At 68.3% G+C, this 24,147-nt stretch carries 23 protein-coding genes, 3 tRNA genes and 1 pseudogene; 13 read left to right on the plus strand and 14 right to left on the minus strand.

Annotated elements, in window-relative coordinates:
• Positions 1-51 precede the first annotated feature (51 nt).
• Positions 52-1,401: an RNA polymerase sigma factor gene (locus JIX56_RS31935; RefSeq protein WP_257545657.1), complete on the plus strand. Its 1,350-nt coding sequence runs from the start codon at positions 52-54 to the stop codon at positions 1,399-1,401.
• Between the two features lie 228 nt (positions 1,402-1,629).
• Here JIX56_RS31935 and JIX56_RS31940 read toward each other — a convergent pair whose 3' ends face one another.
• The 4 genes from JIX56_RS31940 to JIX56_RS31955 form a co-directional block, all read right to left on the minus strand.
• Positions 1,630-3,567 carry an ABC transporter ATP-binding protein gene (locus JIX56_RS31940; RefSeq protein WP_257545659.1) on the minus strand — a complete coding sequence of 646 codons (1,938 nt, stop codon included), beginning with the start codon at positions 3,565-3,567 and terminating at the stop codon, positions 1,630-1,632.
• Positions 3,567-5,300, minus strand: a complete 1,734-nt coding sequence (locus JIX56_RS31945) for an ABC transporter ATP-binding protein (protein WP_257545660.1) — start codon at positions 5,298-5,300, stop codon at positions 3,567-3,569. Before JIX56_RS31945 ends, JIX56_RS31940 begins: the two co-directional genes overlap by 1 nt.
• 127 nt (positions 5,301-5,427) lie before the next feature.
• Positions 5,428-6,882: an FGGY family carbohydrate kinase gene (locus tag JIX56_RS31950; RefSeq protein WP_257545662.1), complete on the minus strand. Its 1,455-nt coding sequence runs from the start codon at positions 6,880-6,882 to the stop codon at positions 5,428-5,430.
• A gap of 69 nt (positions 6,883-6,951) precedes the next feature.
• Positions 6,952-7,257 carry a YtxH domain-containing protein gene (locus tag JIX56_RS31955; protein WP_257545664.1) on the minus strand — a complete coding sequence of 102 codons (306 nt, stop codon included), beginning with the start codon at positions 7,255-7,257 and terminating at the stop codon, positions 6,952-6,954.
• A 175-nt stretch (positions 7,258-7,432) separates the two neighbouring features.
• Between JIX56_RS31955 and JIX56_RS31960 the strand changes: the two genes are divergently transcribed.
• The 6 genes from JIX56_RS31960 (at position 7,433) to JIX56_RS31985 (ending at position 10,440) form a co-directional block, all read left to right on the plus strand.
• Positions 7,433-7,505 (plus strand) — tRNA-Asn (locus JIX56_RS31960).
• Between the two features lie 6 nt (positions 7,506-7,511).
• Positions 7,512-7,584, plus strand: a tRNA-Asn gene (locus JIX56_RS31965).
• Positions 7,585-7,760: 176 nt separating this feature from the next.
• A tRNA-Ile gene (locus JIX56_RS31970) sits at positions 7,761-7,837 on the plus strand.
• A 334-nt stretch (positions 7,838-8,171) separates the two neighbouring features.
• Positions 8,172-8,405: a type II toxin-antitoxin system VapB family antitoxin gene (locus JIX56_RS31975; protein ID WP_031111806.1), complete on the plus strand. Its 234-nt coding sequence runs from the start codon at positions 8,172-8,174 to the stop codon at positions 8,403-8,405.
• Positions 8,402-8,809, plus strand: a complete 408-nt coding sequence (locus JIX56_RS31980) for a PIN domain nuclease (protein WP_220651769.1) — start codon at positions 8,402-8,404, stop codon at positions 8,807-8,809. Before JIX56_RS31975 ends, JIX56_RS31980 begins: the two co-directional genes overlap by 4 nt.
• Before the next feature lie 1,118 nt (positions 8,810-9,927).
• The gene (locus tag JIX56_RS31985) at positions 9,928-10,440 is read left to right on the plus strand and encodes a transposase (RefSeq protein WP_257545666.1); all 513 of its coding nucleotides are present in this window, start codon (positions 9,928-9,930) and stop codon (positions 10,438-10,440) included.
• Between the two features lie 179 nt (positions 10,441-10,619).
• Here the strand turns inward: JIX56_RS31985 and JIX56_RS31990 are convergent, their stop codons facing one another.
• Positions 10,620-11,225 carry a dihydrofolate reductase family protein gene (locus JIX56_RS31990; RefSeq protein WP_257545668.1) on the minus strand — a complete coding sequence of 202 codons (606 nt, stop codon included), beginning with the start codon at positions 11,223-11,225 and terminating at the stop codon, positions 10,620-10,622.
• A gap of 743 nt (positions 11,226-11,968) precedes the next feature.
• On the opposite strand from JIX56_RS31990, the gene JIX56_RS31995 reads away from it, so the two are divergent.
• Both JIX56_RS31995 and JIX56_RS32000 read left to right on the plus strand, forming a co-directional pair.
• Positions 11,969-12,268 carry a helix-turn-helix domain-containing protein gene (locus JIX56_RS31995; RefSeq protein WP_257545670.1) on the plus strand — a complete coding sequence of 100 codons (300 nt, stop codon included), beginning with the start codon at positions 11,969-11,971 and terminating at the stop codon, positions 12,266-12,268.
• A 12-nt stretch (positions 12,269-12,280) separates the two neighbouring features.
• Positions 12,281-12,661: a TetR/AcrR family transcriptional regulator C-terminal domain-containing protein gene (locus JIX56_RS32000; protein ID WP_257551251.1), complete on the plus strand. Its 381-nt coding sequence runs from the start codon at positions 12,281-12,283 to the stop codon at positions 12,659-12,661.
• 248 nt (positions 12,662-12,909) lie between these two features.
• On the opposite strand, the gene JIX56_RS32005 is transcribed toward JIX56_RS32000, so the two are convergent.
• From JIX56_RS32005 to JIX56_RS32015, 3 genes are all read right to left on the minus strand, one after another.
• The gene (locus JIX56_RS32005; protein WP_257545672.1) at positions 12,910-14,367 is read right to left on the minus strand and encodes an aldehyde dehydrogenase; all 1,458 of its coding nucleotides are present in this window, start codon (positions 14,365-14,367) and stop codon (positions 12,910-12,912) included.
• Positions 14,368-14,625: 258 nt separating this feature from the next.
• Positions 14,626-15,024 (minus strand): VOC family protein, encoded by a 399-nt coding sequence (locus JIX56_RS32010; RefSeq protein WP_257545674.1) that lies wholly within the window; start codon positions 15,022-15,024, stop codon positions 14,626-14,628.
• A gap of 301 nt (positions 15,025-15,325) precedes the next feature.
• Complete coding sequence (locus JIX56_RS32015; RefSeq protein ID WP_257545676.1) at positions 15,326-15,796, minus strand: cupin domain-containing protein; 471 nt, start codon at positions 15,794-15,796, stop codon at positions 15,326-15,328.
• A gap of 276 nt (positions 15,797-16,072) precedes the next feature.
• On the opposite strand from JIX56_RS32015, the gene JIX56_RS32020 reads away from it, so the two are divergent.
• Entirely contained in the window at positions 16,073-16,465 is a 393-nt protein-coding gene (locus JIX56_RS32020) for a nuclear transport factor 2 family protein (protein WP_257545677.1), read from the plus strand.
• 1,271 nt (positions 16,466-17,736) lie between these two features.
• On the opposite strand, the gene JIX56_RS32025 is transcribed toward JIX56_RS32020, so the two are convergent.
• Complete coding sequence (locus tag JIX56_RS32025) at positions 17,737-18,162, minus strand: STAS domain-containing protein (RefSeq protein WP_257545679.1); 426 nt, start codon at positions 18,160-18,162, stop codon at positions 17,737-17,739.
• Between the two features lie 772 nt (positions 18,163-18,934).
• Between JIX56_RS32025 and JIX56_RS32030 the strand changes: the two genes are divergently transcribed.
• Positions 18,935-19,753, plus strand: coding sequence for a hypothetical protein (locus tag JIX56_RS32030; protein ID WP_257545681.1), 819 nt, complete (start codon positions 18,935-18,937; stop codon positions 19,751-19,753).
• Positions 19,754-19,758: 5 nt separating this feature from the next.
• On the opposite strand, the pseudogene JIX56_RS32035 reads toward JIX56_RS32030, so the two are convergent.
• Positions 19,759-19,987: pseudogene (locus tag JIX56_RS32035) on the minus strand (IS5/IS1182 family transposase); the annotation flags it as partial.
• A gap of 43 nt (positions 19,988-20,030) precedes the next feature.
• On the minus strand, positions 20,031-20,204 hold the full coding sequence (locus tag JIX56_RS32040; protein ID WP_257545683.1) for a hypothetical protein: 174 nt from the start codon (positions 20,202-20,204) through the stop codon (positions 20,031-20,033).
• A 179-nt stretch (positions 20,205-20,383) separates the two neighbouring features.
• Here JIX56_RS32040 and JIX56_RS32045 point away from each other — a divergent pair, with 179 nt between their 5' ends.
• Both JIX56_RS32045 and JIX56_RS32050 read left to right on the plus strand, forming a co-directional pair.
• Positions 20,384-20,812 (plus strand): hypothetical protein, encoded by a 429-nt coding sequence (locus JIX56_RS32045; protein WP_257545685.1) that lies wholly within the window; start codon positions 20,384-20,386, stop codon positions 20,810-20,812.
• Positions 20,813-20,908: 96 nt separating this feature from the next.
• On the plus strand, positions 20,909-21,877 hold the full coding sequence (locus JIX56_RS32050; protein WP_257545686.1) for a YihY/virulence factor BrkB family protein: 969 nt from the start codon (positions 20,909-20,911) through the stop codon (positions 21,875-21,877).
• 59 nt (positions 21,878-21,936) lie between these two features.
• Here JIX56_RS32050 and JIX56_RS32055 read toward each other — a convergent pair whose 3' ends face one another.
• From JIX56_RS32055 to JIX56_RS32065, 3 genes are all read right to left on the minus strand, one after another.
• Positions 21,937-22,653 carry a GAF and ANTAR domain-containing protein gene (locus JIX56_RS32055; RefSeq protein WP_257545688.1) on the minus strand — a complete coding sequence of 239 codons (717 nt, stop codon included), beginning with the start codon at positions 22,651-22,653 and terminating at the stop codon, positions 21,937-21,939.
• Positions 22,654-22,731: 78 nt separating this feature from the next.
• Positions 22,732-23,493 (minus strand): GAF and ANTAR domain-containing protein, encoded by a 762-nt coding sequence (locus JIX56_RS32060; RefSeq protein ID WP_257545690.1) that lies wholly within the window; start codon positions 23,491-23,493, stop codon positions 22,732-22,734.
• Positions 23,490-24,140 carry a hypothetical protein gene (locus tag JIX56_RS32065; protein WP_257545692.1) on the minus strand — a complete coding sequence of 217 codons (651 nt, stop codon included), beginning with the start codon at positions 24,138-24,140 and terminating at the stop codon, positions 23,490-23,492. Before JIX56_RS32065 ends, JIX56_RS32060 begins: the two co-directional genes overlap by 4 nt.
• Positions 24,141-24,147 lie beyond the last annotated feature (7 nt).

Raw genomic sequence — 24,147 nt, forward strand, 5'->3', positions numbered from 1 at the left:
CACCGCACGCCCCTCGTGGCGGCTGTGTGTCGTACTCCACACTGGGTTCCGGTGCCTGAGTCCTCGGAGCGCGGCCGACCCGCCCATGGGTTCGAGATCCCCGCGGTTCCGCTCGATGAGTACGGGATGGACGGCGGCGAGGCCGCCCGCGCCATCCCAGACGTACCGCTGCCGTACGCCCTGGCAGCGACATTCCTGGAGGTCGCCCCCGTGCAGACCCAGACCCTCATACAGAACGACATCAGTACGGCCATCAGTACCGACCAGAACGACATCAGTACGGCCGTCAGTACCGACGGCGCGGAGCCGGACGCGGAGACCGACGTCATCACGGCGGTGCCCGCCCAGAGCCGCGCCGCGCACCACCCCGAGGCGGCGCCGGAGGCGTCGCCCGAGCTCGACGAGCCACCGGCCGCCGTGGTGGAGGCCATCGAGACGGCCGATCCCCCCGAACCCGTCGAACTCCCGCGCAGCCGCCCGGACACCAGTGGCCCGTCTTCCGACCTGTTCCGCCAGTACCTGCGCGAGATCGGCCGCATCCCGCTGCTCACGGCGGCGGAGGAAGTGGAACTCGCCCGCCGGGTCGAGGCCGGCCTCTTCGCCGAGGAGAAGCTGGGCAGCGCCCCCGACCTCGACACCCAACTCGCCCTCGACCTCGACAAGCTGGTCGTCATGGGCCGCATGGCCAAGCGCCGCCTGATCGAGGCGAACCTGCGGCTCGTCGTGTCGGTGGCGAAGCGTTACGTAGGCCGTGGCCTGACCATGCTGGACCTGGTCCAGGAAGGAAACCTGGGCCTCATCCGGGCCGTCGAGAAGTTCGACTACGCGCGCGGCTACAAGTTCTCGACCTACGCGACCTGGTGGATCCGCCAGGCCATGTCCCGCGCCCTCGCCGACCAGGCCCGCACCATCCGCGTCCCCGTCCACGTGGTCGAGCTCATCAACCGGGTCGTCCGCGTCCAGCGCCGCATGCTCCAGGAGCGGGGCTACGAGCCCACCCCCGAGGAGGTGGCCGCCCACCTCGACCTGCTGCCCGAGCGAGTCAGCGAGGTCCTCCGCCTCGCCCAGGAACCGGTGTCGCTCCACGCCCCGGTGGGCGAGGAGGACGACGTGGCCCTCGGCGACCTCATCGAGGACGGCGACGCGGCGAGCCCCGTGGAATCGGCCGCGTTCCTGCTGCTCCGCGAACACCTGGAAGCGGTCCTCTCCACCCTCGGCGAACGCGAACGCAAGGTGGTCCAGCTGCGTTACGGCTTGGCGGACGGCCGCCCCCGCACGCTGGAGGAGATAGGCCGCATCTTCGGCGTCACCCGCGAACGCATCAGGCAGATCGAGTCCAAGACGCTGAACAAGCTGCGGGACCACGCCTTCGCGGACCAACTGAGGGGCTACCTGGACTGAGGGCTGTCGTCTTCGGGTGCGGGGTGGGTGGGGGCTGGTCGCGCAGTTCCCCGCGCCCCTGGAAAGCAGGGGCTGGTCTTTTAGGGGCGCGGGGAACTGCGCGACCAGCCCCCACCCGCCCGCAGACAACCGACACACCTGAGCGGGGTCGAAGGGGCGGCAGCCCCTGGGGATGGGACGGGTAGGGGCGGCGGGGGCGAGAAAAGCCCCCGCGCGCCCCCGCCGCCCTCAGTCCACCTCAGCCACAGCCTCCACGAACTGCGCCTTGTACAGCCGCGCATAAGCCCCATCCGCGGCCAACAACTCCTCGTGCGCCCCCTGCTCCACGATCGCCCCACCCTCCATCACCAAAATCGTGTCCGCATCCCGAATCGTCGACAACCGATGCGCGATCACGAACGACGTCCGCCCATGCGCGAGCTTCGCCATCGCCTTCTGGATCAACACCTCCGTACGCGTGTCGACCGAACTCGTCGCCTCGTCCAGCACCAGAATCACCGGATCCGACAGGAACGCCCGAGCGATCGTGATGAGCTGCTTCTCACCCGCACTCACCCCCGTCCCCTCGTCGTCGATCACGGTGTCGTACCCGTCGGGCAGCGTCCGGATGAACCGGTCCGCGTGCGCCGCCCGAGCAGCCTCCTCGATCTCCCCCCGCGTGACCTTCCGCGAGGCCGACGCCCCGTACGCGATGTTCTCCGCGATGGTCCCCCCGAACAGCCAGGTGTCCTGGAGCACCATCCCTATCCCGTCCCGCAGTTCGTCCCGGGACATGGACGCGACATCGACCCCGTCGAGCGTGATCCGCCCACCGGTGACCTCGTAGAACCGCATCAGCAGGTTCACCAGGGTCGTCTTCCCGGCCCCGGTCGGCCCCACGATCGCCACCGTGTGCCCGGGCTCGACGACCAGCGACAGATCCTCGATCAGCGGCTTGTCGGCGTCGTACCGGAAGGACACGCCCTCCAGCGCCACCCGCCCCCGCAGCTCCTCCGGCCGCACCCCGGGCACGGCGTCGGCGTCCTGCTCGTCGGCGTCCAGCACTTCGAAGACCCGCTCGGCCGAAGCCACGCCCGACTGCACGAGGTTCGCCATCGACGCCACCTGCGTCAGCGGCATGGAGAACTGCCGGGAGTACTGGATGAAGGCCTGCACATCGCCGATCGACAGGGCACCCGAAGCGACCCGCAGCCCGCCCACCACCGCCACCAGCACATAGTTGATGTTCGACACGAAGAACATCAGCGGCTGCATGATCCCGCTGTTGAACTGGGCCTTGAACCCGGCCTCGTACAACCGCTCGTTCTCCTCGGCGAACTGCTTCGCCGACTCCTCCTGCCGCCCGAACACCTTCACCAGTGTGTGCCCGGTGTACATCTCCTCGATGTGCGCGTTGAGCTTCCCGGTGGTCCGCCACTGCGCGACGAAGTGCGGCTGCGACCGCTTGCCCACCCGCGTGGCCACCAGGAACGACACCGGTACGGTCACCAGCGCGACCAGCGCCAGCAGCGGCGACACCCAGAACATCATCACCAGCACACCGATGATGGTGAGGAGCGAGTTGACGAGCTGCCCCATCGACTGCTGCAGCGTCTGGCCGATGTTGTCGATGTCGTTGGTCGCCCGGCTCAGCACCTCACCCCGCTGCCGCTGGTCGAAGTACGACAGCGGCAGCCGCGACAGCTTCGCCTGGAGCTCCTCGCGCATGAGGTAGACGGTCCGGTTGATGGCCCGGTTGGACAGCCGCGTGGCCGCCGCCATCAGCAGTCCCGCGACCAGGAAGATGCCGAGGGCAACCAGCAGCACGGCGCCTACGGCGTCGAAATCGATGCCCTTGCCGGGCGTGAAGTTCGTGCCGGACAGCATGTCGGCGACCGCGCCGTCCCCACGCTCCCGCAGCCCTTCCAGCACCTCGGCCTTCGTCCGGCCCGCCGGCATCTCCCGCCCGACGACCCCCGCGAACACCAGGTCGGTCGCCTTGCCGAGGATCCACGGTCCCAGCACCGACAGCCCGACGCTGAGCACCGCGCACACGACCATCGCGTACATCGTCAATCGCTCGGGCCTGAACTGCGCGAGCAGCCGCTTCCCGGACCCCTTGAAGTCCATGGTGTGCTGATCGGGGCCGCCTCCGGCCCCCGCCATCCGTCCCAACGGCCCGGCCATCAGGCTGCCTCCGCTTCCGTGAGCTGGGAGAGGACGATCTCCCGGTAGGTCTCGTTGTCCGCCATCAGCTCGTGATGGCGGCCGGTACCGACGACCCGGCCCTCGTCGAGCACGATGATCCGGTCGGCGTCCCTGATGGTCGCCACCCGCTGGGCGACGATCACGACGGTCGCGTCGGCGGTCTCCCGCCCCAGCGCCGCGCGCAGGGCGGCGTCGGTCGCGTAGTCGAGCGCGGAGAAGGAGTCGTCGAAGAGGTAGATCTCCGGCCGTTGCACCAGCGTCCGCGCGATCGCGAGCCGCTGCCGCTGCCCGCCCGACACATTCGTCCCGCCCTGCGCGATGGGCGCGTTCAGCCCGCCTTCGAGCCGCTCGACGAACTCCTTCGCCTGCGCCACCTCCAGCGCGTGCCACAGCTCCTCGTCCGTGGCGTCCGGATTGCCGTACCGCAGGTTCGTCGCCACGGTCCCCGAGAAGAGATACGGCTTCTGCGGCACCAGACTCACCGTCCTGGCCAGCAGCTTCGGATCGAGCGTCCGTACGTCGACACCGTCCACCAGCACCTCGCCCTCGGTGGCGTCGAACAGTCGGGGGACCAGCCCGAGGAGCGTCGACTTGCCGCTGCCGGTCGACCCGATGACGGCGGTCGTCTCACCCGGCCGCGCCACGACCTGGATCGACCTGAGCACCGGCTCCTCGGCACCCGGATAGCGGAAGCCCGCACCCCGGACCTCCAGGAACCCGTGCCGCCGCAGCTCCCGCACGGGCTCCACCGGCGGCACGACACTCGTCTCGGTGTCGAGCACCTCCTGGATGCGCTCGGCGCACACCTCCGCACGCGGCATCATCATGAACATGAAGGTGGCCATCATCACGGCCATGACGATCTGCATCAGATAGGCGAGGAAGGCGGTGAGCGCGCCGATCTCCATCCCGCCGCTGTCGATCCGATGGGCGCCGAACCACACCACCGCGATCGACGACAGGTTGATGACCGTCATCACGATCGGGAACATCAGCGCGAGCATCCGCCCGGTCCCCAGGGATACGTCCGTGAGCTCGACGTTCGCCTTCCGGAACCGGTCCTTCTCGTAGTCGTCCCGCACGAAGGCCCGGATCACCCGGTTGCCGGTGATCTGCTCCCGCAGCACCCGGTTCACGATGTCGAGCCGCTCCTGCATCGTGCGGAACAGGGGGCGCAGCCGGCGCACGATGAGGCTGACGGAAACGCCGAGCACCGGTACGACGGCGAGCAGCACCCCCGACAGCGGCACATCCAGGCCGAGGGCCAGCACGATGCCGCCCACACACATGATCGGCGCCGACACCACCAGGGTGAACGTCATCAGCACCAGCATCTGCACCTGCTGCACATCGTTCGTCGTCCGCGTGATCAGCGACGGCGCACCGAAGTGACCGACCTCACGCGCCGAGAACGACTGCACCCGGTCGAACACGGCCGCCCGGATGTCCCGGCCGACCGCCGAAGCGGTACGGGCGCCGTAGTACACGGCCCCGATGTTGCAGACGACCTGCACCAGCGAGATACCGATCATCAACGCGCCGAAGGACAGGATGTAACCCGTGTCCCCCTCCACCACGCCCTCGTCGATGATGTCCGCGTTCAGCGTGGGCAGGTAGAGCGTGGCGCACGTCTGCACGAACTGCAGCAGCACCAGCAGGACGATCGGTGTCCGGTACGGACGGAGATGACTTCTCAGCAATCGTATGAGCACGCGAGATCTCTCGGAGTCGAGGACGGGGTTCGGGATGCACCACCCCCCATCGTCGAACACTCCACCCGCGTTACCTCAACCGAATTAACCCAACGGTGAAGGTCCGATGCCGTGTCTGCGCAGATGATCAGGCCCGGAACGCCCCGGGGTGAGTCTGCTCACGCACCGAGACGTACTGCTGCCGAACCGCCTGCCCCACAGCCAACTCGTCCCCCGGGTCCAGCAGTTGAGCGGCCGCACCGGGCCAGAGCGGCGGTGTCCGTGGGTCGAGCGTCCCCTGGGTCACGCCCAGCGCCCAGGCCGCCTGCCGGGCCGCGCCCACCGCCGCGTAGTCCGCGGGCTGCGGCACGACCACCGGCACGCCGAACAGCGCCGGCGCCGCCGCCTGCACGGCGGGCAGCTCCGCCGCCGCACCCAGCAGGAAGATCCGCCGTACGTCGACGCCCCGGCCGCGCAGCACGTCCAGCGCGTCCGCGAGCCCGCACAGCATCCCCTCGAACGCTGCCCGCGCGAAGTGCTCCGGCTTCATCGACTCCCGCCGCAGCCCGGCCAGCGTCCCGGCCGTGTGCGGCAGATTCGGCGTCCGCTCGCCCTCCAGATACGGCAGCATCACCAGCCCGTGCGACCCCGGCGTCGACTTCATCGCCAGCTCGGACAGCCCCTCCAGATCGGCCACGCCCAGCATCTCGGAGGCCCCGCGCAGCGTCCGTACGGCGTTCAGCGTGGTGACGACCGGCAAATGCATCCCCGTGGCGTCGGCCAGCGAGGTGATCATCCCGGAGGAGTCGACGAGCGCCTCGGTGTGTACGGCCATGACGGACCCGGAGGCCCCCAGCGACACCACTGCGTCACCGAGCCCGATGCCCAGTCCGAACGCGGCGGCCATGGTCTCACCGGTGCCGGCGGAGATGAGGAGCCCCTCCGGCGTCGTACCGGCCGCGTCCGAGGGCCCGAGCACCTCGGGGAGCATGACCTGATGCCCCAGGGCCATCTCGACGAGATCGGTGCGGTACTGCCCGGTCGCCGCGTTCCAGTACCCGGTGCCGGACGCCCCGCCCCGGTCGGTGGTCCGCCGCACCGGCCGCCCCAGCAACTGCCAGACCAGCCAGTCGTGAGCCTGGAGCAGTACGGCGGTCCGCATCGCGGCATCCGGTTCCGTACGGCTCATCCAGCGCAGCTTGGTCACCGGCTGCGCGGCCCCCGGCACACAGCCGACGGCCTCCGCCCACGCCCCGCGCCCCCCGAGCGCGTCGACCAGGTCGGCCGCCGCGACCTGGGTCCGCCTGTCGGCGCCGACCATCGCCGGGCGCACGGTGTTGCCCTGCGCGTCCAGCGCGATCAGCCCGTTCTGCTGGGACGACACCCCGATGGCCTGCACACCCTCCAGCAGCCCGCCTGTGGCCGCCTCCCCCAGAGACAGCAGCCACGCCTGCGGATCGACGTCCGACGGACGCGCCCCGCCCTCCGCCGCCTCCAACGGGTGCGGGGCATACCCCTGCCTGAGCACGGCCCCTGTGTCCGAGTCACAGACGACAATGCGCGTAAAATCGGGCGAACTGTCCAGCCCGGCGACTATCCCCATGGCAGAAATTCTGCCGCACGGGAAGAGGTGGGAGCGCCGCGCGTCGGTCCGGCCGACCCAATCCGGTCGCTATGTATTACTGGTACCCCAGTCGTCTCCGGCGGAGCCGTGCCCGTTGCGTGCGCGCAGGGAGCGGACCCTCTCGGCGACCGAGTCGGGCACGTGGTCCCCGACCCTCTCGCTGACCACGTGGTACGCCTTGCCGGCGAACACGCGCCCCTGCTGGGCCGCCGACTCCGCGGTGTTGCGCACGGCGGGGTTCTGCGCGACCTGCTGGGCGGACTTCTTCAACTGCTCGTAGCGCTCGCGTCCGGCGCGTGTGCCGAGCACGTAACCCAGGGCCAGTCCGGCAAAGAACGTGAGCCGATACCGCATGGCGGTCACCCTTCCCTTACGTCTGCGTCGGTCCCTTGCGTTGCCCTGCGTGGGCGACGGGCGTGGGGGATACCGATTGGCGGAGCACCCCCCTGCTTGCGCTAATGTATGTGTCGCAGCGAGCGCACGCCCCCTGGCGAATACCCAGGGAGGTACGTTCGATGCAACGAGGCAATCCTCCGTAGCTCAATTGGCAGAGCAGCCGGCTGTTAACCGGCAGGTTACTGGTTCGAGTCCAGTCGGGGGAGCTTCGATCTTCCGTAGCTCAATTGGCAGAGCAGCCGGCTGTTAACCGGCAGGTTACTGGTTCGAGTCCAGTCGGGAGAGCAACCGGAAGAGGACCCCGTCGGGGTCCTTTTTCATGTCCGGGGGAACCGCGCGCGCCGAGCCGAAGTCCTCAAGGTCAACAAGCGCATGCGAAGGCCGACCATCCGAAGCAGGAGATCGTATGAGCGGCTATGCTGCGGCAGACGGCGCGCACAAATGTGCGCGACACGCCGTACGGGGCGGTAGCTCAGCCGGTTAGAGCAGCGGACTCATAATCCGTCGGCCGTGGGTTCGAGTCCCACCCGCCCCACCACTCGCTACGCGAGAAGAATCGATCTGACCAGTAACTATGCGAGCTGGGCAGCGAGTTGAGGGACGCTCGTAGAGCGTCTCGACACGTGTTTTCATGATCGGCAGGACAGATTCGGGACGCCGATTACGGTCAAGTCGGTCATGGGGTCCATGGGGTGATTCATGTCGGGGTGCAGCAGGCCCCGCTGATCCGTCCTGTGTCGGGAAGCGGTCCGAATGGAAACGCCTCGCCATCCTGCGCACCTCCCTTGAGCGGTCTTTTGTGATCAGTGGTCGTATGTAATGTTGGCGATGTATCTTGGATGCATACATTGCATATGTTGGAGGTGTCCCCGGTGTCCGTCACTCAGATTGATCTCGACGACGAGGCGCTGGCCGAGGCCATGCGGCTCATGGGTGCCACGACGAAGAAGGAGACCGTCAACGCGGCGCTTCGGGACTACGTGGCGCGGATCAAGAGGCTTGAGGCCGCGGAGAAGCTGGCCGCGCGAGGTGAGCGCGGCGAGTTCGAGCAGGCCGCAGCGGCGCATGAAGCCGAGAAGCGTGCGCGGCGCGAGGCCTTCGAGTGATCACGTATCTGGTGGACACCTCGGCTCTGTGGCATCTGTTCCGTACCCCAGGTGCGCTGCGCCCCTGGGAGGGACACATCGCCGCCGGGGTGTTCCACCTCTGCGAGCCGACACGTGCCGAATTCCTCTACTCGGCGACCAGCCCGTCTCACCGAGATGAGCTGGCCGAGGAACTGGACGCGCTCTGTCTGCTCTCCCCGGTTCCGAAGAACGCCTGGCGGTGGGTCGACACCGCCCAGTACAAACTGACCCAGAGGGGTCAGCATCGGGCGGCGGGAGCGATCGACCTGTTGGTGTGTGCAACAGCTGTACACCATGGGCACACCGTCCTCCACGTGGACAATGACTTCGCGACGGTGGCCGGAGTCCTCAAGGAAGTCCAGCAGCGAGACGCACGAGCTTGATCTCCGGAGCAGGATCACGTCTGTCGGCCTCTGACCTCAGTGATCGATGTCTCCGAGGGGGGCACCAGCAGTCCTTTCGGTAAGGGGTTCGACCATACGCACCACCGCACGCCACGGGACTCCTCGTGGCTCGCGGGATCGCTCGGGCCAAGGCGGTTCCTACTGGGCCTGGCCGACCTGGCGTGCCCCGGCGGCATGCTGGTGAGTCCGGCAGATCGGGGGGGCGACGTTCGCCGACCACTCGATGCGACCGCGCCCGTTGGTTCGCGCCGGGGAGCGTGGGCAGGGCTGCTCACACTCCCCGGCGCTGCCAGCGGCGAAAAAGCCCGCAGACCGAAGGAGGCGCTCTTGAGCCGCCGCTCGTCGGACAGGATGGAGCTATCCCCGTGTGTGCGGGGCCGACTGAACAGGTGCCGCCACCCGGGACAGCCCGACTGAGCTATCCCCGCGCACACATGGCCCACTTGGTGGGGGCCTTCGAGCGGATGGTCACCGCAGAGCTATTCCCCGTGTGCGGGGCCGACCTATACGTTCTGATGAACGGAACCGGTGTCGGCGAGCTATCCCCGCGTGTGCGAGGCCTACGTGTGCAGGTCGTCCAGCGTTGTGGCGACGTAGGAGTTATCCCCGCGTGTGCGAGGCCGAAGGTCAGAATGGACGCGCTCTTGACCTATGCCCGTGTGGGGCCAGGAAAGCACCCTAGCTCTCGCGGGTCCGCTGGCTGAACTACTTGGACCTCCGTGCTTCTGCTACGCCTGGCCGGTCCCCTCCAGTCGTGGGGAGCCCGGGGCGATTTCTTTCGGGGCGCCGTACCACTTGGTGACGGAGCGGGCGCCTGCCATGGCGAGCAAGACGGTAGAGGCTGTGCTGTTTCCCGGGATCGATGTGCGAGTGGAGCGCGTCAGCGACTCCTCCGACGTCCTTGTGGTGGAGGCGGTGTCCATCGCTCGCCCGGGCCGGTGCCCGGACTGCCGGAAACAGGCGAGGCGCATCCACAGCACGTACCAACGCGCCCTGAATGAAAGGCCGTTGGGCTCTCGCCGGGTCATAGTCCGGCTACGGGTCGCCGATACTTCTGTGACCGGAAAAGCTGTTGCCGCAAGACGTTCGTCGAGTAGGTGCCGGGCCTGTCCGAGCGGCACGTCCGCTCCAGCACCGGGCTGACAGGCTGGCTGCGTTCGATCGCGATCGAGCTCGGCGGGCGTCCAGCCGCGCGGTTGTGCCGCCGCCTGCGGCTGGCCGCAGGCCGGACGCGGCTACTCAGGCTGTTAACGGCGCCGACGGTGCGGGACCGTGCGCCGCTGGTGCTGGGGGTGGACGAGTTCGCCTTCCGCAAGGGCTGCACCTACGGCACCATTCTGGTCGACGTCGAGGCCGGCCAGGTCGTGGACGTGCTGCCCGACCGCACCTCCGAAACGTTCGCGGCCTGGCTCACCGAGCATCCCGGAGCTGAGATCATCTGCCGTGACCGGGCCACCGCATACACCAAGGCGGTCAAGGAAGCCGCCCCTCATGCCCTGGAAGTCGCTGATCGCTGGCACCTGTTGCAGAACCTGTCCGCCGCGGTGGAGAAGACCTGCCACCAGCACCGCGACTGCCTGCGCAAACGCGCCGAGCGGGCCAAGCCGTAAACGCGACACGGAACCGCGGCCAGAGCCCTGAAATCGGCCAGGGACGCTCTTCCGTCCACTTCGTTGCGTCTTGAAGCGTGTGGGGAATGTGGGGAGTGAAGAGAGCGCGTGTGAGGGCCTAGCGACTGAAGCCGCCGGCGCCGGTCTGGCGGCCGTTCAGACCGGCGGACGGGGCGACGTCACGCAGGGACGCCGAGCGGCGGGTGCTCGAGCACGCGGGGCTTGTACTCGACCAGCTGGATGCGGCCGTCGAAGGTGCGGTGCTCGATCATCTCGAGGGCAACGTCCGGATAGCCGTCGTAGATACGTTCTTCGCCCGTGGCCCCGGTGATCACCGGGAACATCACGACCCGGAAGCGGTCGACGAGTCCGGCTCGTAGCAGGGACCGAGACAGGCTGAGGCTGCCGATCGTGCTGAGGAGCCCCGAGCCACTCGACTTCATGGCGCGGACCGCCTCGACGGCGTCGTCGCGGACAAGCGTGGAGTTGGCCCACGTCAGTGGCTCCTCGAGTGAGGAGGAGAACACCACCTTGGACGCTTGCGTGAGCTCGTCGACGGACGCCTCTTCTTCGGGCCTGAACTCGTCTTGGCCATTCGGGACCTCGCCTGCGGCGAAGCCCGACATCAGGCGGTAGGTGTTCGCTCCCATCAGGTAGGTGGCCTCGGGCTGCTCGCCGAGCCATGCGAGGTACTCCGGGCCCTCGAGGCCCCAGAACCCGGGCCATCCCTCTCCCGATGCGTGGCCGTCTAGGGAGGTGATGAAGTCGACGAGAAGCTCCGACATGGCGGTGTCCTTTCCTGGGGTGTCACGAGCTTGGACCGGCCGGGAGCCACAAACTCATCGGCCGCGCTGTGGAATAACGAGAAAACACAGGACGCTGCAGCCGATCAGGTCGGCGGAGCGACACTGCTTCGGAGGGCCGGAGGCCTACATGATTGCGATATGCACGCAGTCGGGTGATGATCTCCACGCGATTGGGAACGGCGGTTTGAGTTCTGTCAAAGCCCCAGCTCAGCCCCACCCTCGAACGGCCCACCCCGCTCTACTGGGTGATCGGTGAGGCCTCGCTGCTCGACGTCGACAGCGGGTGCTTCATCCACTCACCTGCGACGGCGGCGGAGCACTTCCGTGAGTACGGCCCCGCTCCGAGGTCACCGCGTCCAGCTTGCAGGAGTTCCTCGAACAGCTCGGCCGCCGGATCGCAAACCAGACCTAATCATCGGCCGAGGACAAACGGGCCCCTGCCCCAGGAGGTCATTTCACAGCTGGGGAATCGCAAGCAGGTGTGGGGACACCCCTGAGCAGGGGGTGGCCGATTTCACAGAGCGCCATCATGTCGGCCTCGCGCACGTGTCGGCGACAGGGGGACAGCTCCGCAGGTGTGGGCCACACGGCGGGCACGTGACCTGCGCAGACGTGGTAGCCCACCACCGAGGCAAGCCGCCGCAAGTGGCCTGTGCGAGCCGGTGGCCAGACCGTTCTCTGACAGCGAGGATGCGGCTGGGAGACGGGCGAAGGGCGTGGGTATGTCGGTGGCGGACCGTGACCGAGCGGAAACCGGTGGCGATACGTGCCAGGCCGGGTATCACGCGCAGATCAAAGCGGAGAACCGCGCGCGCATCATCCGCGCCGCCCGCGACCTCTTCCTCGCCCGGGGATACGACAAGACCTCCCTGGCCCAGATCGCCAGGGAGGCGCGCGTCTCCACCGGCACCCTCTTCAAGCGGTACCTCTCCAAAGCCGCGCTGTTCGCAGCCGTCACCTCCGAACAGTGGCGACTGGACGTGCAGTACGCCGCACCGCCCCCGCCCGGCGATCCCCGGTAAGGTCTGGACCACATCGGCCGCGACTGCGCCTGCCTGGTCTCGCGGCCCGGCACGGCGGCACTGTGCCGCCTCATCATCACCGAACTTCCCCAGATGCCGGAACTCGCCGACATCGTCGGCACCGGCTTCGCCATCGACCGCGGACCCTTCTTCGACCGGCTCCGCGACTACCTGGACGCCGAAGCGCAGGCCGGCACACTCGACTTCCGTTCGGCCGACGGACAGACACAGCAGACCTCCGCAGTGGCCGAACAGTTCCTCGGCATGATCTGCGGCCAGCTCCTGTGGCCCCAGCTCGTACGCACCGACTTCGTCCCGCCCGACCCCACCGACACCGCGATCGTGGACGAAGCCGTCGCCCTCATGCTCACCCGCTATCGCACCGGATCCTGAACCCTGGACCACCAGTTCACGCTGCAAGGACCCCGATACGTCGTCCTCCGGGACAGGTACACGTATGGGTGACTCGACCGACAACGAAGAGCGGCGAGCGCGACCGGTCCTACCAGTAACCAACAGCGGTCGACAGCTGAGCCGGTACCGTGGCCTGCCGGTACTCCTGACGTGTGACCCCGGCGTTGCGCCCGGTGGCGCGACCACCGACAAGTGATCGACGAAATACGGCGGGTGGGTACGGCAGTTCACCTGCCTAGATCGCCTGGCAGATTGATGGTCTTGTACTCCAGGAACGAGCTGAGGCCCTCGGGCCCGAACTCTCGGCCGATCCCGGATTCCTTGTATCCGCCGAAGGGGGCGGCGAACTCGATCCGGTACCCGTTCAGCGTCAAGGTCCCCGTGCGCACCTGGCGAGCGATGCGCATGGCCCGGTCCAGGTCGTTGGTCCAGATGCTTCCCGACAGGCCGTACTTCGAGTCGTTCGCGATACGGACCGCGTCGTTGTCGTCGTCGAAGGGGATCACGACGAGCACGGGGCCAAAGATCTCCTCCTGCGCGATGCGCATGGAGCTGTCGACGTCTGCGAAGATCGTCGGTTCGACGTACCAGCCCTTCGACTGGCGCGCGGGCCGGCCGCCGCCGACCGTGATCGTCGCGCCGTCCTTCCGTCCGCCGGCGATGTAGTCCTCGACCCGCCGCCGCTGGCGCTCGGCCACCAGGGGGCCGACCTCGGTCGAGGGGTCATCCGGATCGCCGACCCGCAGCGCAGCAGCTGATTGCGAGATCGCATCCACAACCTGCTGGTAGCGGCTGCGATGAGCGAGGATCCGGGTCTGTGCCAGGCAGTGCTGGCCGGACATCATGATCGCGTACGGCATGAGGGCGGGCACGACGCTGTCGATGTCGGCGTCCTCGAGGATGATGGCGGGCGACTTCCCGCCGCACTCGAGGGTGACGCGCTTGAACTGCTCGCCGCACAGCGCGCCGATCCGCCGCCCTACGGCGGAGCTGCCCGTGAAGCTGATCTTGTCAACCAGCGGGTGCCGCACGAGCGCCTCACTGTTCTCCCGGCCGGCGGGCACGATGTTGAGGACACCCGGGGGCAGACCGGCCTCCATGGCAGCGTCGGCGAGCAGGTACGCGTCCAGCGGGGTCTCGGGCGCGGGCTTCAGCACGACGGTACAGCCGGCGATCAGGGCGGGAGCAAGATTCACCATCGTCAGGATGAGCGGCGCGTTCCACGGCACGATCTGCCCCACGACACCCACAGGCTCCCGAAGGATCCGCGCGGGCCCGCTGAGACCTGGTCGATCCTGCTCGAAGGGGAACGTCGAGGCAAGCTCCCGGTAGTAGTCCAAAAGCATCACGGGCACCGGTGCCTGGAGTTGGTTCGAGAAGCTGATCGGTGAGCCCATCTCTGTGGTGATGAGCTGTGCGATCTCGGGGACACGTGCGCGCAGGTACTCGCCGAACGGACCCAGCGCGTCCGCACGCTCCTGTGGAGACATGCGGGGCCAGGGGCCATTGTCGAAGGCGGCGCGCGCCGCGCGTACTGCGCGGTCGATATCGGCAGGCGTCGATGAGGGAACGGTACCGATCCGCTCCTCCGAGAAGGGGGAGATGACATCGATCACGTCTTCCGAGGCAGGCGCGATCATGTCCCCGCCAATGAAGAGCCGATCCTGCACTGTATGGCTGGTCATGGCCGCTCCTTTCGCCGTGCCAAGACGCGCCTACGCGGACGGCTGTTGGTGAGCAACGCCAAGCCGTCACTGCTGCATTCAGCCGACCACGTCCGGGCCTTGGCCGAGCGCGGGCTTCCACCAGACGGTTTCGCCCATCCGAGACGGACACCGCTCCCGCACCCGGCGAAGGTGTCCGGGCTGCCCGGCTGCCCGGCTGCCCGGCTGTCCGGTTGAGCTGGGAGACTGGTTGTCATTGCCGTGCGGATCAGTCCTGGGTCAGCCCTGTCCCGCCGGGCAGAAGAACTCCAGAGCGATATTGTCCGGATCCTTGAAGCTGAGATGGAGTCCGAACGGGTCCTCGACGATTCCGGAGTGCGACACTCCCTGCTCGTCGAGCCGGGCCTCCCAGACTTCCAGTTGGCCCCGGTCGGCGACGTGGAACCCGCAGTGGTCGAGCCCGACGCGCGCCGGGTCGAACACATCGGCTTCGTTCGTCGCCTCATGCTTGCGGAAACCGAGAATGAATGACGGGGAGGCGTTGGCCACGAACGGGCCGTATTCGTCCTCCACGTCGAGAACCGTCTGAGTGTCCAGCAGGCGGTTGTAGAACTCCGCGCTGCGCTTCACATCGCTCACGGTCAGGGCGATGTGCCCGATTCCAGGTGCCACGGGCATGGACGACACCTCCTCACGGTGGTGCGCTGCCTCCCATTCGATGTTACGTCGCCCGTACTTCCGCCGCCCCTGCTCCGGCACCAGGCCGACCCTCGCTGGGGATCACGCCCTGAGGTGGAGGGGGTCCCAGCTGTCCGACAGTCCGGTTGGGCCTGTGACTTGCGGGAATGAATCGGACAGCTCAAAGTGCGACTATCCGGTGGTGGCGAAGATGTCTGCGACAGGCCACCACTCCCAAGGAACCACCGCCCCTATGCCTGACCATCGCAAGCGCCGCAGTCATGGTTCGGGACACCAACAGCTACTCAGGCATCGGCTGCATCTGAATTCCGTGCCGCTTGCCGATCTCGATGAGGCGGTCAACGTCCGGCGGTGTGTCCGACTGGGGTGGCAACTCGCGTCGCTGGGCGGGTTCACCCGCCTCGGCGAAGAATTTGTCGATGCCGCCCGGTGTGTAGGTGATCAGCATCCGTACTGTGCTGGTGGGCTCGAACCGCTCCAGGGTGCCCTCAGGGATGTGGAAGAAGGACCCGGGACCGCCTTCAACCGTCTCGCCGGCGATGTGATAGCGGAGCGTCCCCTCGATGACGTAGACACTCTCGGTGCCAGGGTGGGTGTGGGGCGGTGGGCCCATCCCTTCCGGAATGGTCATCTCCACGACGGTCATCGCGCCGTCGGTCTCGTCGCTCGACGCCTTGACCTCGTACAAGCCGTTCAGCATCCAGAATGCCTTGCCGTCACCGCTATGACGCACATGCGCGTTCTTCGCCATGGGACCGCTCCTTCCTCGGTGCCCCCATGTGTCCCCGCCGGAGAGCCAACCTAAGGCCGCCATCCGGGTACCTGCGCCGGGGCAGCGCCGCCCCCCCCGTGAGATTCAGAGGACCGCCTTTCCCGGCAGCGTGGCGTGCTGGTGGACGCTGGCCGGGGCGGAGTGTCACCGCGGCCGCGCAGCTCGATTGTGTGCCGCTCAGCCTGACGGCCTAGCGCCGCAGAGCCATGGTGTGTCGCGCGACGTACGCTCCCCAGGGGGCCGAGAGAGGCGCTGATGACCGATCACCCGAACATCGCTGTGTTCCAGCGCGCCATGGCTGCCTTCGCGGTCGGCGACATGGATGCCCTGGCGAAGGTCTTTCACCCCGAGGTGGTGTGGCATATCGGAGGCAGCAACCCACTGGCGGGAGAGTACCGAGGACGCGAGGACACCTTCGCGGCGTTCGAGCGGGAGTTCCAGCTGGCAGAGGGCACGTACCGTCCACAGCTCCACGATGTGCTCGCCAACGATGACCACACAGTCGCGCTCCTGCACGTCACGGCGTCACGTGAGGGCAAGGAGCTCGATATGGACTACGCCCTCGTCTTCCACATCAGGGACGACAAGATCACCGAGGGTTGGGTGCTGACGGCCGACCCGAAGATGTACGACGAGTTCTGGTCGTAGGACGTTCGTGACGCGGCACGCGATGTCGGAGCCCTTTCAGGGCGTGAGAGTTCACTGCGCCAAGAGTGGTGCCCACTTTGCCGTGAATACTTCCCGGGCATCGGCAGGCTCGCTGTAGCGCCGCCCCGGTCTGTTCGGCGGCTGAAGAGGGCCCGTGTTCGGCCGTCGCCGAGACGGTCTCTGGCGATCTGATCCACTCCGGGCGGTGGCTGACCTGCGAAGAAGCCGCGCGGTTCCACCCGCGGGCGAGGCGGGCGGTGCCCATCTCGCCGGTAAGGCACTCAGCTGCTCGCTCCAGAGAGGCTCCGCCCCCGAATACGGGCGGAGCCTCCGTGCGTTGGAAGGGGAATCCGCTGCAGGCGGGTTCGAGACCCCCTCCGAGCTGGCGCGATCGCCGTGTAGCCCCGGACCAGCCAGCTCGGCGATACGCTTGCGGGCCGCAGCCAGTTCGGACAGGTCATTGCTGGTCGTGCCAGCCAACTGCCCCGTATCGATGAGGTGTTGGCGATACGCCATGGACGGCATGGAAAAGGGGCCGGACCACTACTGCAGTGGGTCGACCGCGGCTGAGGAGGGCGATGCCCTCATCGGCGAGGGCATCCAGGTGGCCCGCGGCGTCGCCGATGAGCAGGACATGGCCGGCGGTTCTCGAGGCCGCCCGGCTCCGCCGCCGTCCGCTCTCCGAGGGGAAGGATCAGGGCCCGCAACACCGTGGGGCCCGGTGGCCTGTGGACCAGGCCGATGTCGCGCCAGCCCCGCGACCGGAACCCGGCACAGGCCGCACGAGGGGTCCGGTCCACCAGGGTCGCGCCGAGCAGAGCCCGGTGGTCGCCGAGCAGCAGCTCCTGTAAACGGTCGGCCAGGCCGTGATATCGCTCGGAGGGACGGACCACGATCCCGCTGTTGGCGAAGACCTGTCCGGACGCGGTGAGCTGCTCGACGTCTTGCGGGAGTGTTCCACGGAAGCTCCTCCACCAGGAGCCGTCACGCGGCACGGGGAATCCGAACGCGCACCCCACCAGGTTCGATGCTTCAGCGGTCAGCATCGCGAACCCCGGTCGCCAGGTGTCATGCGTGCCACGGCGCAGGAAGTCCTTCCGGCCCCGGTACTCCCAACCGGGTGGCGTGGCACCAGGACTCCACGTACAGGTCCGCCAGTCCTCCCGCAGTTCCTCGGCCTGCCAGCGGTTGAGCCGCCGCAGGCTCGGGGGCATCGTGCGCGTGGCGAGCGGCTGGTGGTCTCCGCGATCGGATCGGCCCGGGCGGGGCTGTCACAGCACACCGCCCGGGAGAGCAGGCAGGGTTGGAGCGAGCAGCTGCGCGACCTGGTGTACGGGAGAGGGCCGCGGGGGCGGTCGGCTCCCGGCGAAGGCATCCGGGAGGGCGAGGAAGAGGGAGTTGGAGCCGGTGAGGGCGACGAGGCGTTTCAGCGCCGGGCTGGGGTGGTGCAGTTGCAGGGATCCTCCGGCCGCGGCGGTGCGCAACAAGGCGTAGAGGAAGGCGTTGAGGCCGCTGCAGTCGCAGAAGGTCACGGCGGTGACATCGACGTCGATGGTGCGGATGCCATCGTGGAGGCACCGCTCCAGTGATGCGTGCACCAGAGGCGCCGAATTCAGGTCGATCTCACCGGTCAGGGTGACCAGCGCCCGGTTGTCGGTGTCGTGCCGGTAGACGTTCAGGATGGGTGGGACACTCATGGGCAGGGTGCCTCGGTTCACGAGACCGTGCCGGGCTCCCGGTACGGTCGTACTGTCGTGCAGGCAGGTGAATGACCGATCCAGCAGCCGATGTTCCGGGGCGTAGGACCCAGCCGGTTCCCTCGGGGATGCGCGGGGCGACCGGACGAGTGATCCGCTCTCCGCAGGCATGTAAGCCAAGCAGCGGTGGCCCGCCGGGGTCTGGGACGTCCGTACACAGCATAGTCCTGAGGCCGGTCCCACGGTTGGTCCGGGAGAGGGGCACCACGATGTTTACACGGTGGTGATCGGGCGGCTCCGATGCCGGGCTGCTCTGCCGCGTTGCCCACCGACACGGTCGGCGATTCGGTTGGTCGTCATGCTGGTGACGTGAGTGCCATGTGCGGCTGACAGCACACCGGTTGGGGTCGCTGATCGCAGGGTGAAACACCGTCAACCGGGCAGTCGTCCCGTTGTACCGTCCGCACCGTCGAAGGCGCCTTCCATACCCCTGCGCTCAGCGGAAACCGCACAACTCGCGCCTGGGTCAACCCGTATCGACCTTTTCTCGTCCGGTGCGAACAGCTCCATCCGCGCAGGGGGTGCTTCCACGCGACCGCGAAACGCTCCCGGACCTCCGTCAAGCTCGCGTCAACGCCACCGTGAGCGGGACAAGTCCGGCCGTCACGCAGTGGCCGGCGAGTTGTCGCTCGGCTTCGTCCTCGCTGTCCGCCATCACGCCGATGGTCACGGTGTCGATGGCCCTCGGCTCCGGAACTATCAAGGGATATTGATGGAGAATCGCAGAGAAGAAGAGGGACGGGCGCCGAAGCGCAAGGTGCTCGACCTGACTGTTGTGCAGGTGGTGGCGAGCGCACTCGCGACGGTGGTGGGCGCGGTGCTGGCGTCCCTGCTGGGAGTGACCGGGACGATCATCGGCGCCGCCGTGGTCAGTGCCAGCGCGACCACCGGCGCGGCGGTCTTCTCGCATGCTTTCCGACGGACAGGCGAGGGGATTCGTAGCCGGGTGCCGCCGGTAGGAGCGCCGAGGACGCCGGGTGAGGAGCGGGCGGAACACCGCGCGGACGCCCGGGCGGCGTTCGGGTTACCGGCCGACGCTTCGGTTGTCGACGCGGTACCGCCCTCCACGCCCTCCGAAGGTGAGTCGGTCACCACCTATCGGGGGGGCTCCGTCCGGAGGACCATCGGCTGGAAGAAGTACGCCCTGGCGACGGGCCTGGTGTTCGCCCTGGCGATGGTCATGGTGACCGCGGTGGAGCTGATCATGGGTAAGCCGGTGGCGGCCGTCGTCAAGAATGAGCCGGGCAGGGGAACCTCGGTGGGCGGTGGCTCGGCCGGTACTCCTGGTCCCGCCGCCAGCCGGACACCCCCCACCCCGGGTGCGTCCAGCGGCGGGGCGCCGCAGACGGGCAGCTCTGCCTCGCCGGACGCGAGCGCGGCGCCGGACACCAGTTCTGGTCCCAGCACGAGTCCCAGCCCGAGTCACAGTCCCAGCCCGAGTCACCGTCCCAGCTCCGGTCCCAGGTCTTCGGCGTCGTCCGGGCCGTCCAGCAGCGGTGCCGCGAGCAGTTCCGCCACCACCGCTCATTGAGCGGGTTCGTAGCGGCGGTGGAGTCGGAGACAGCCGGCGAGCCAGGCCATGGTCCGTTCTATGGTCCAGGCGTCCAAGCCGCTGGGAGGACTCGATTCCCTTACGCGCGATACGGTGGCGAATGCCGCGCTGACATAACCATTTCCGCAGGTGGGGGTAGTCGCAGCCTTGGTCGGCGTGGAGCTTGGCGGGCCTGCGCCGTCGGCGGCCGCGGCGGGAACGGATGGGCGGGATGCGCGGCTCGCCCGTGGAGTGGCGGTCCGTCTACCACCACGCGTCAGTGGGCCTGGCGTCGGCGCGAGCGCGATACGGAGCGCACGAGCAGGTACAGCACGGCGGCGATGAGGAGCAGCACGGCGATGGAGTGCAGATACAGCACGCCGTCGACGACAGCGCCGATGACGACCAGAGCGATGGCGCCCCCCCCAAGAAGAACCAGGAAGAAGACCATGGCGCTATGCCTCCTGGGGTCGTGGCGGATGGGCGGACCATGAGGTCGTCCACCAGTAGTGCCAGCGTCCTCCGGACGCGCCCTTACCTCAATTTCAGGGTAGACGCAACCTCTGGCGGTGGCGTGCCGGGTAGAACGGTTCTACCGTGAGGGCAGGCAGCAGATCCCAGGAGCACGTCATGATCATCCTCGGACTCATCATTCTCGTTGCCGCGGTAGTCATCGGCGTCGCCGGCGTTCTTTCCAACAGTGGTAGCGCCCACGAGTTCACCGGCGGATTCTCCGTCTTCGGAGTCGACGTCACCGGCTCCACCGGCACCCTCTTCCTCTACGGCATCGTCGTCGGGGCGGCGGCTCTCCTCGGGCTGAGCCTGCTCCTGATCGGTACACGCCGCACCGCTCGTCGCGGCCGCACCGCACGTCACGGGCTCAAGCAGTCTCGGCGCGAGACAGCCGCAGCCGAACAGGAGCGTCGCGTTCTGCTCCACGAACGCGACTCCGCCAGCGCGCGGACGGCGCGGACGGAGAGGGATGCCGAAGACCCTGCCGGACCGGTCGAACGCCCCCGCCACAAGGACCACTGGTTCCGCCACAGGGCCGCTCACTGACGATCCCGGTCGGCCGCCTGGCGAACTGCAGCGCGCGGGTTCCCCGTTGGATGCCTCTCTTCCCGTCTGTGGGTACGCAGGGAGTGGGTGTTGCTCATGGAATGGCTGAGAAGGCTGCCTGTGATCGGAAAGCTGATGCGTACGCACGCCTGGCGGGCGTACGAGCGGCTGGATGCCGTCCACTGGGCCCGGCTCGCCGCGGCCATCACCTTCACCAGTTTCGTCGCGCTCTTTCCGCTGATCACCGTGGGCGCGGCGATCGGTGCCAAGCTGCTGAGCGACGACCAGCTGGGGAAACTCCAGGACGAGATCGCCTCCCAGGCGCCGGGCCTCTCCGACCTGCTGGACCTGGACAGTCTCGTCGCGCATGCCGGATCCGTCGGACTGATCGCGGGCGCGCTGCTGCTCGTGATCGGCATCAACTGGGTCGGCGCCGTGCGCGGCTGCCTGCGTGCGGTGTGGGAGAAGGAGCAGGACCCGGGCAATCCGTTCCTGCTCAAGTTCAAGGACTCCGTGGTGCTGGTCGGTCTCGGCGCGGTCGGGCTGGTCGCGATCGGTAGTTCGGTGTTCGCGAACAGTGCCGTCGGCTGGGCCGCCGACAAGGCCGGTATCGAGGGCGGGGCGGGACGGGCCCTGCTGTTCTTCGCCGGCCTGGCCATCGCCCTGGTTGTCGACTTCCTGCTGTTGGTCTACATGCTCACCCGGCTGCCGCGGGTGCATCCCGACCGACGTGCGGTCGTGGTCGCCGGGCTGATCGGTGCGGTGGGCTTCGAACTACTCAAGTGGCTGCTGACCGGCTACCTGCAGGGCGTTGCGGCGAAGAGCATGTACGGCGCCTTCGCCGTGCCGGTCGCCGTCGTGCTGTGGATCAACCTCATGGCCAGGCTGCTGCTGTACTGCGCCGCTTGGACAGCGACAGGAGCGGGGACGGCGGTGCGGTCCGGCGAGACAGCCGAGGGCGAGGGCCCGGAGCCCGGGATCAGCCCCGCAGCGGGCGGCGCACCACAGCGGGCGTCAGCCGACAGCCGTGCAGCAGCACCGCGCCTCCAGAAGCAAGGCCCGTGATCCGAGCGTGATTCCTCGTGCTTGGGCAGCTGCGTGCGGTCGCCGCCTCGGCGTCGGTGTCAGGCCACCAGGCCGGGGAGGGGTTCGGAGTCGTCGATGAAGGCGCGGGCGACGTCGGACAGGCGTCGGTTGTGGGCGCGGGCGTAGCCGCGCAGTGCGGTGAAGGCCTGCTCCATGTCGATGTTCTGGCGTTCGGCGAGTTTCCCCTTGGCCTGTTCGATCAGTACCCGGCTGTTGAGTGCGGTCTGCAGCTGTTCGTTGAGGACGGTGCTGCGGTGGGTGGTGCGTTGTTGCAGGAGGCTGATGGTGGCGACGTCGGCGAGGGCCTGGGCGATGAGGGTGGCGGCCGGGTCGAAGGGGCCGGGGGCGGCGCGGAAGAGGTTCAGGGCGCCGACGACCTCGTCGCGCAGGCGCATGGGCAGGGCCTGGACGGCCCCGAATCCGCTGCGGTGGGCTGCCGCGACGAAACGCGGCCAGCGGTCGACCTCCCGGGTCAGGTCGGGGACGATCACCTGTGTGCCGGCGCGGAAGCACTCGAGGCAGGGGCCTTCGTCGTTCTGGAGTTGGAAGAGTTCCAGCAGGCGTACCTGTTCGTCGGAGGCGGCCATGACGCGGAGTTCGCCGTCGCGGTCCGCGAGCAGCACCCCGGCCGCACTGGCGCCGAGCATGCCCACGCAGCGGTCGGTGAGCAGGCGCAGGAAGTCGATCAGGTCGAAGTCGGCGACCAGGTTGTCCGCCAGCTCGACGAAGGTCTTGGCCAGGAGCTGCTGATTCATCGTGACACCCTCGCTTGAGACTGGTCCCGCCGGGAGGGGGCGGGAAGTGCAGCACGTTCGTCGGTCGCCACCCGTGCGTCAGGTTTCTTCGTCGGTCCGTCTCGGTTCCGCGTCGGGGGAGAAGCGGAGCCGGTGGGCCACCACGTCGGTGGCCACCTCGGCGAGTCGGCGTCCCTGGGTATAGGCGTAGGCGCGGAGCCTGACGAAGGCTTCGTCGATGCCGACGCCGAGTTGGACGGTGAGGATGCCGGTGGCCTGGTCGATCTCCGGCCGGTATCCGCCCAGGTCCTCGAAGCCACGGTCCGGCAACGGTCCAGCGGTCGGCGTTCCCGTCTCCCCGGCCCGAGTATCGAGCAGGAGCAGTGTCGCGAGATCGGCGAAGGCCAGCGCGTCGGCCAACTCCTCCGCGTCCAGCACGGTCGGTACGTTGGCGTACAGGTCCAGGACTCCCGGGCTGATCGCCCCTATCTGCAGGGGGAGCGCGAACACCGCGCGTGCTCCGGCTTCCAGCGCCGCATCGGCGAACACCGGCCAGCGGTCCCGCATTGCGCGGGTCAGTAGATCGGGTGTCAGGATGGCGGACCCCTGTGTGAAGGCGTCCACGCAGGGTCCCTCGCCCAGCGTGAGCTGGAGCTCCTCCAACTGCTCGCTGATGTCGTCGGTGCTGCACAGCGGGTGGCTTGTCGTGGTCCGGGACATCGCGGACACTCCGGCTCCGCCGACCGGGAGCGCGGCCACGGCCGCGGTGCACACGTCCACCACGCCGACCCGGGCGCCGCGTCCGGCCGCCTGCTCGGCGACCAGCGCCTGTATACGGGCCGAGCGGCTGTCGGACCTCACGCGGGCCACCGCGTCCAGGCATCGTGCGCCAGGCCCTCCAGCCTCGCCGCGGTACGTTCCCCGACGGGAAGGACCAGCACCCGGAGCAGCGTGGCGCTGATCGGCCGCCAGATCTCTCCCACGTCCAGCCATCCCCAGGAACGGAGCGCGGTGAGAGTCGGGCGATCAGCCCGGTCCACCAAGGTTGCGCCGAGCGACGCCTGGTGATCTGTCAGCAGCCGCTCCTGCAACCGGCGGGCCACGTGCTCGTCCTGCGGGTGCGGGCGGACCAGGATGTCGGTGATCGCGAAGACTCCGCCCGACTCGGTGAGTTGCTCGATGCTGCGCGGCAGCGCCCCGTCGAACCCGAGCCACCAGGAGCCGTCGCCGCGCACCGGGAAGCCGAAGGCGCATCCCACCAGGCCATCCGTTTCAGCGATCACCATGGCGAACCCCGGTCGGCGGATGTCGCTGGTGAGACGGTTCAGGAAGTCCTGGCGGCCGGGAGCACGGTAGGTCTCACGGGGAGACGTCTCGCGGGAGTCCACGTACAGATCCGCCGGCTCCTCGCCCAGGCCCTGCGCCTGCCAGCGGTTCACCCGACGCAACCGCACCGCGTCCAGCGCGGGCGACTCGCCGCCACTGGGCCCGTACGACTGCCCCCGCATGGGCCGG

This window comes from Streptomyces sp. CA-210063 (assembly GCF_024612015.1).
Classification (GTDB): Bacteria; Actinomycetota; Actinomycetes; order Streptomycetales; family Streptomycetaceae; genus Streptomyces.

Coding starts and splice junctions, on each gene's coding strand:
- JIX56_RS31940 (WP_257545659.1), bottom strand. CDS start 3,567: ATGGCCGGGCCGTTGGGACGGATGGCGGGGGCCGGAGGCGGCCCCGAT.
- JIX56_RS31950 (WP_257545662.1), bottom strand. CDS start 6,882: ATGGGGATAGTCGCCGGGCTGGACAGTTCGCCCGATTTTACGCGCATT.
- JIX56_RS31955 (WP_257545664.1), bottom strand. CDS start 7,257: ATGCGGTATCGGCTCACGTTCTTTGCCGGACTGGCCCTGGGTTACGTG.
- JIX56_RS31990 (WP_257545668.1), bottom strand. CDS start 11,225: ATGTCGGAGCTTCTCGTCGACTTCATCACCTCCCTAGACGGCCACGCA.
- JIX56_RS31995 (WP_257545670.1), top strand. CDS start 11,969: ATGTCGGTGGCGGACCGTGACCGAGCGGAAACCGGTGGCGATACGTGC.
- JIX56_RS32005 (WP_257545672.1), bottom strand. CDS start 14,367: ATGACCAGCCATACAGTGCAGGATCGGCTCTTCATTGGCGGGGACATG.
- JIX56_RS32010 (WP_257545674.1), bottom strand. CDS start 15,024: ATGCCCGTGGCACCTGGAATCGGGCACATCGCCCTGACCGTGAGCGAT.
- JIX56_RS32015 (WP_257545676.1), bottom strand. CDS start 15,796: ATGGCGAAGAACGCGCATGTGCGTCATAGCGGTGACGGCAAGGCATTC.
- JIX56_RS32020 (WP_257545677.1), top strand. CDS start 16,073: ATGACCGATCACCCGAACATCGCTGTGTTCCAGCGCGCCATGGCTGCC.
- JIX56_RS32025 (WP_257545679.1), bottom strand. CDS start 18,162: ATGAGTGTCCCACCCATCCTGAACGTCTACCGGCACGACACCGACAAC.
- JIX56_RS32030 (WP_257545681.1), top strand. CDS start 18,935: ATGGAGAATCGCAGAGAAGAAGAGGGACGGGCGCCGAAGCGCAAGGTG.
- JIX56_RS32040 (WP_257545683.1), bottom strand. CDS start 20,204: ATGGTCTTCTTCCTGGTTCTTCTTGGGGGGGGCGCCATCGCTCTGGTC.
- JIX56_RS32045 (WP_257545685.1), top strand. CDS start 20,384: ATGATCATCCTCGGACTCATCATTCTCGTTGCCGCGGTAGTCATCGGC.
- JIX56_RS32050 (WP_257545686.1), top strand. CDS start 20,909: ATGGAATGGCTGAGAAGGCTGCCTGTGATCGGAAAGCTGATGCGTACG.
- JIX56_RS32055 (WP_257545688.1), bottom strand. CDS start 22,653: ATGAATCAGCAGCTCCTGGCCAAGACCTTCGTCGAGCTGGCGGACAAC.
- JIX56_RS32065 (WP_257545692.1), bottom strand. CDS start 24,140: ATGCGGGGGCAGTCGTACGGGCCCAGTGGCGGCGAGTCGCCCGCGCTG.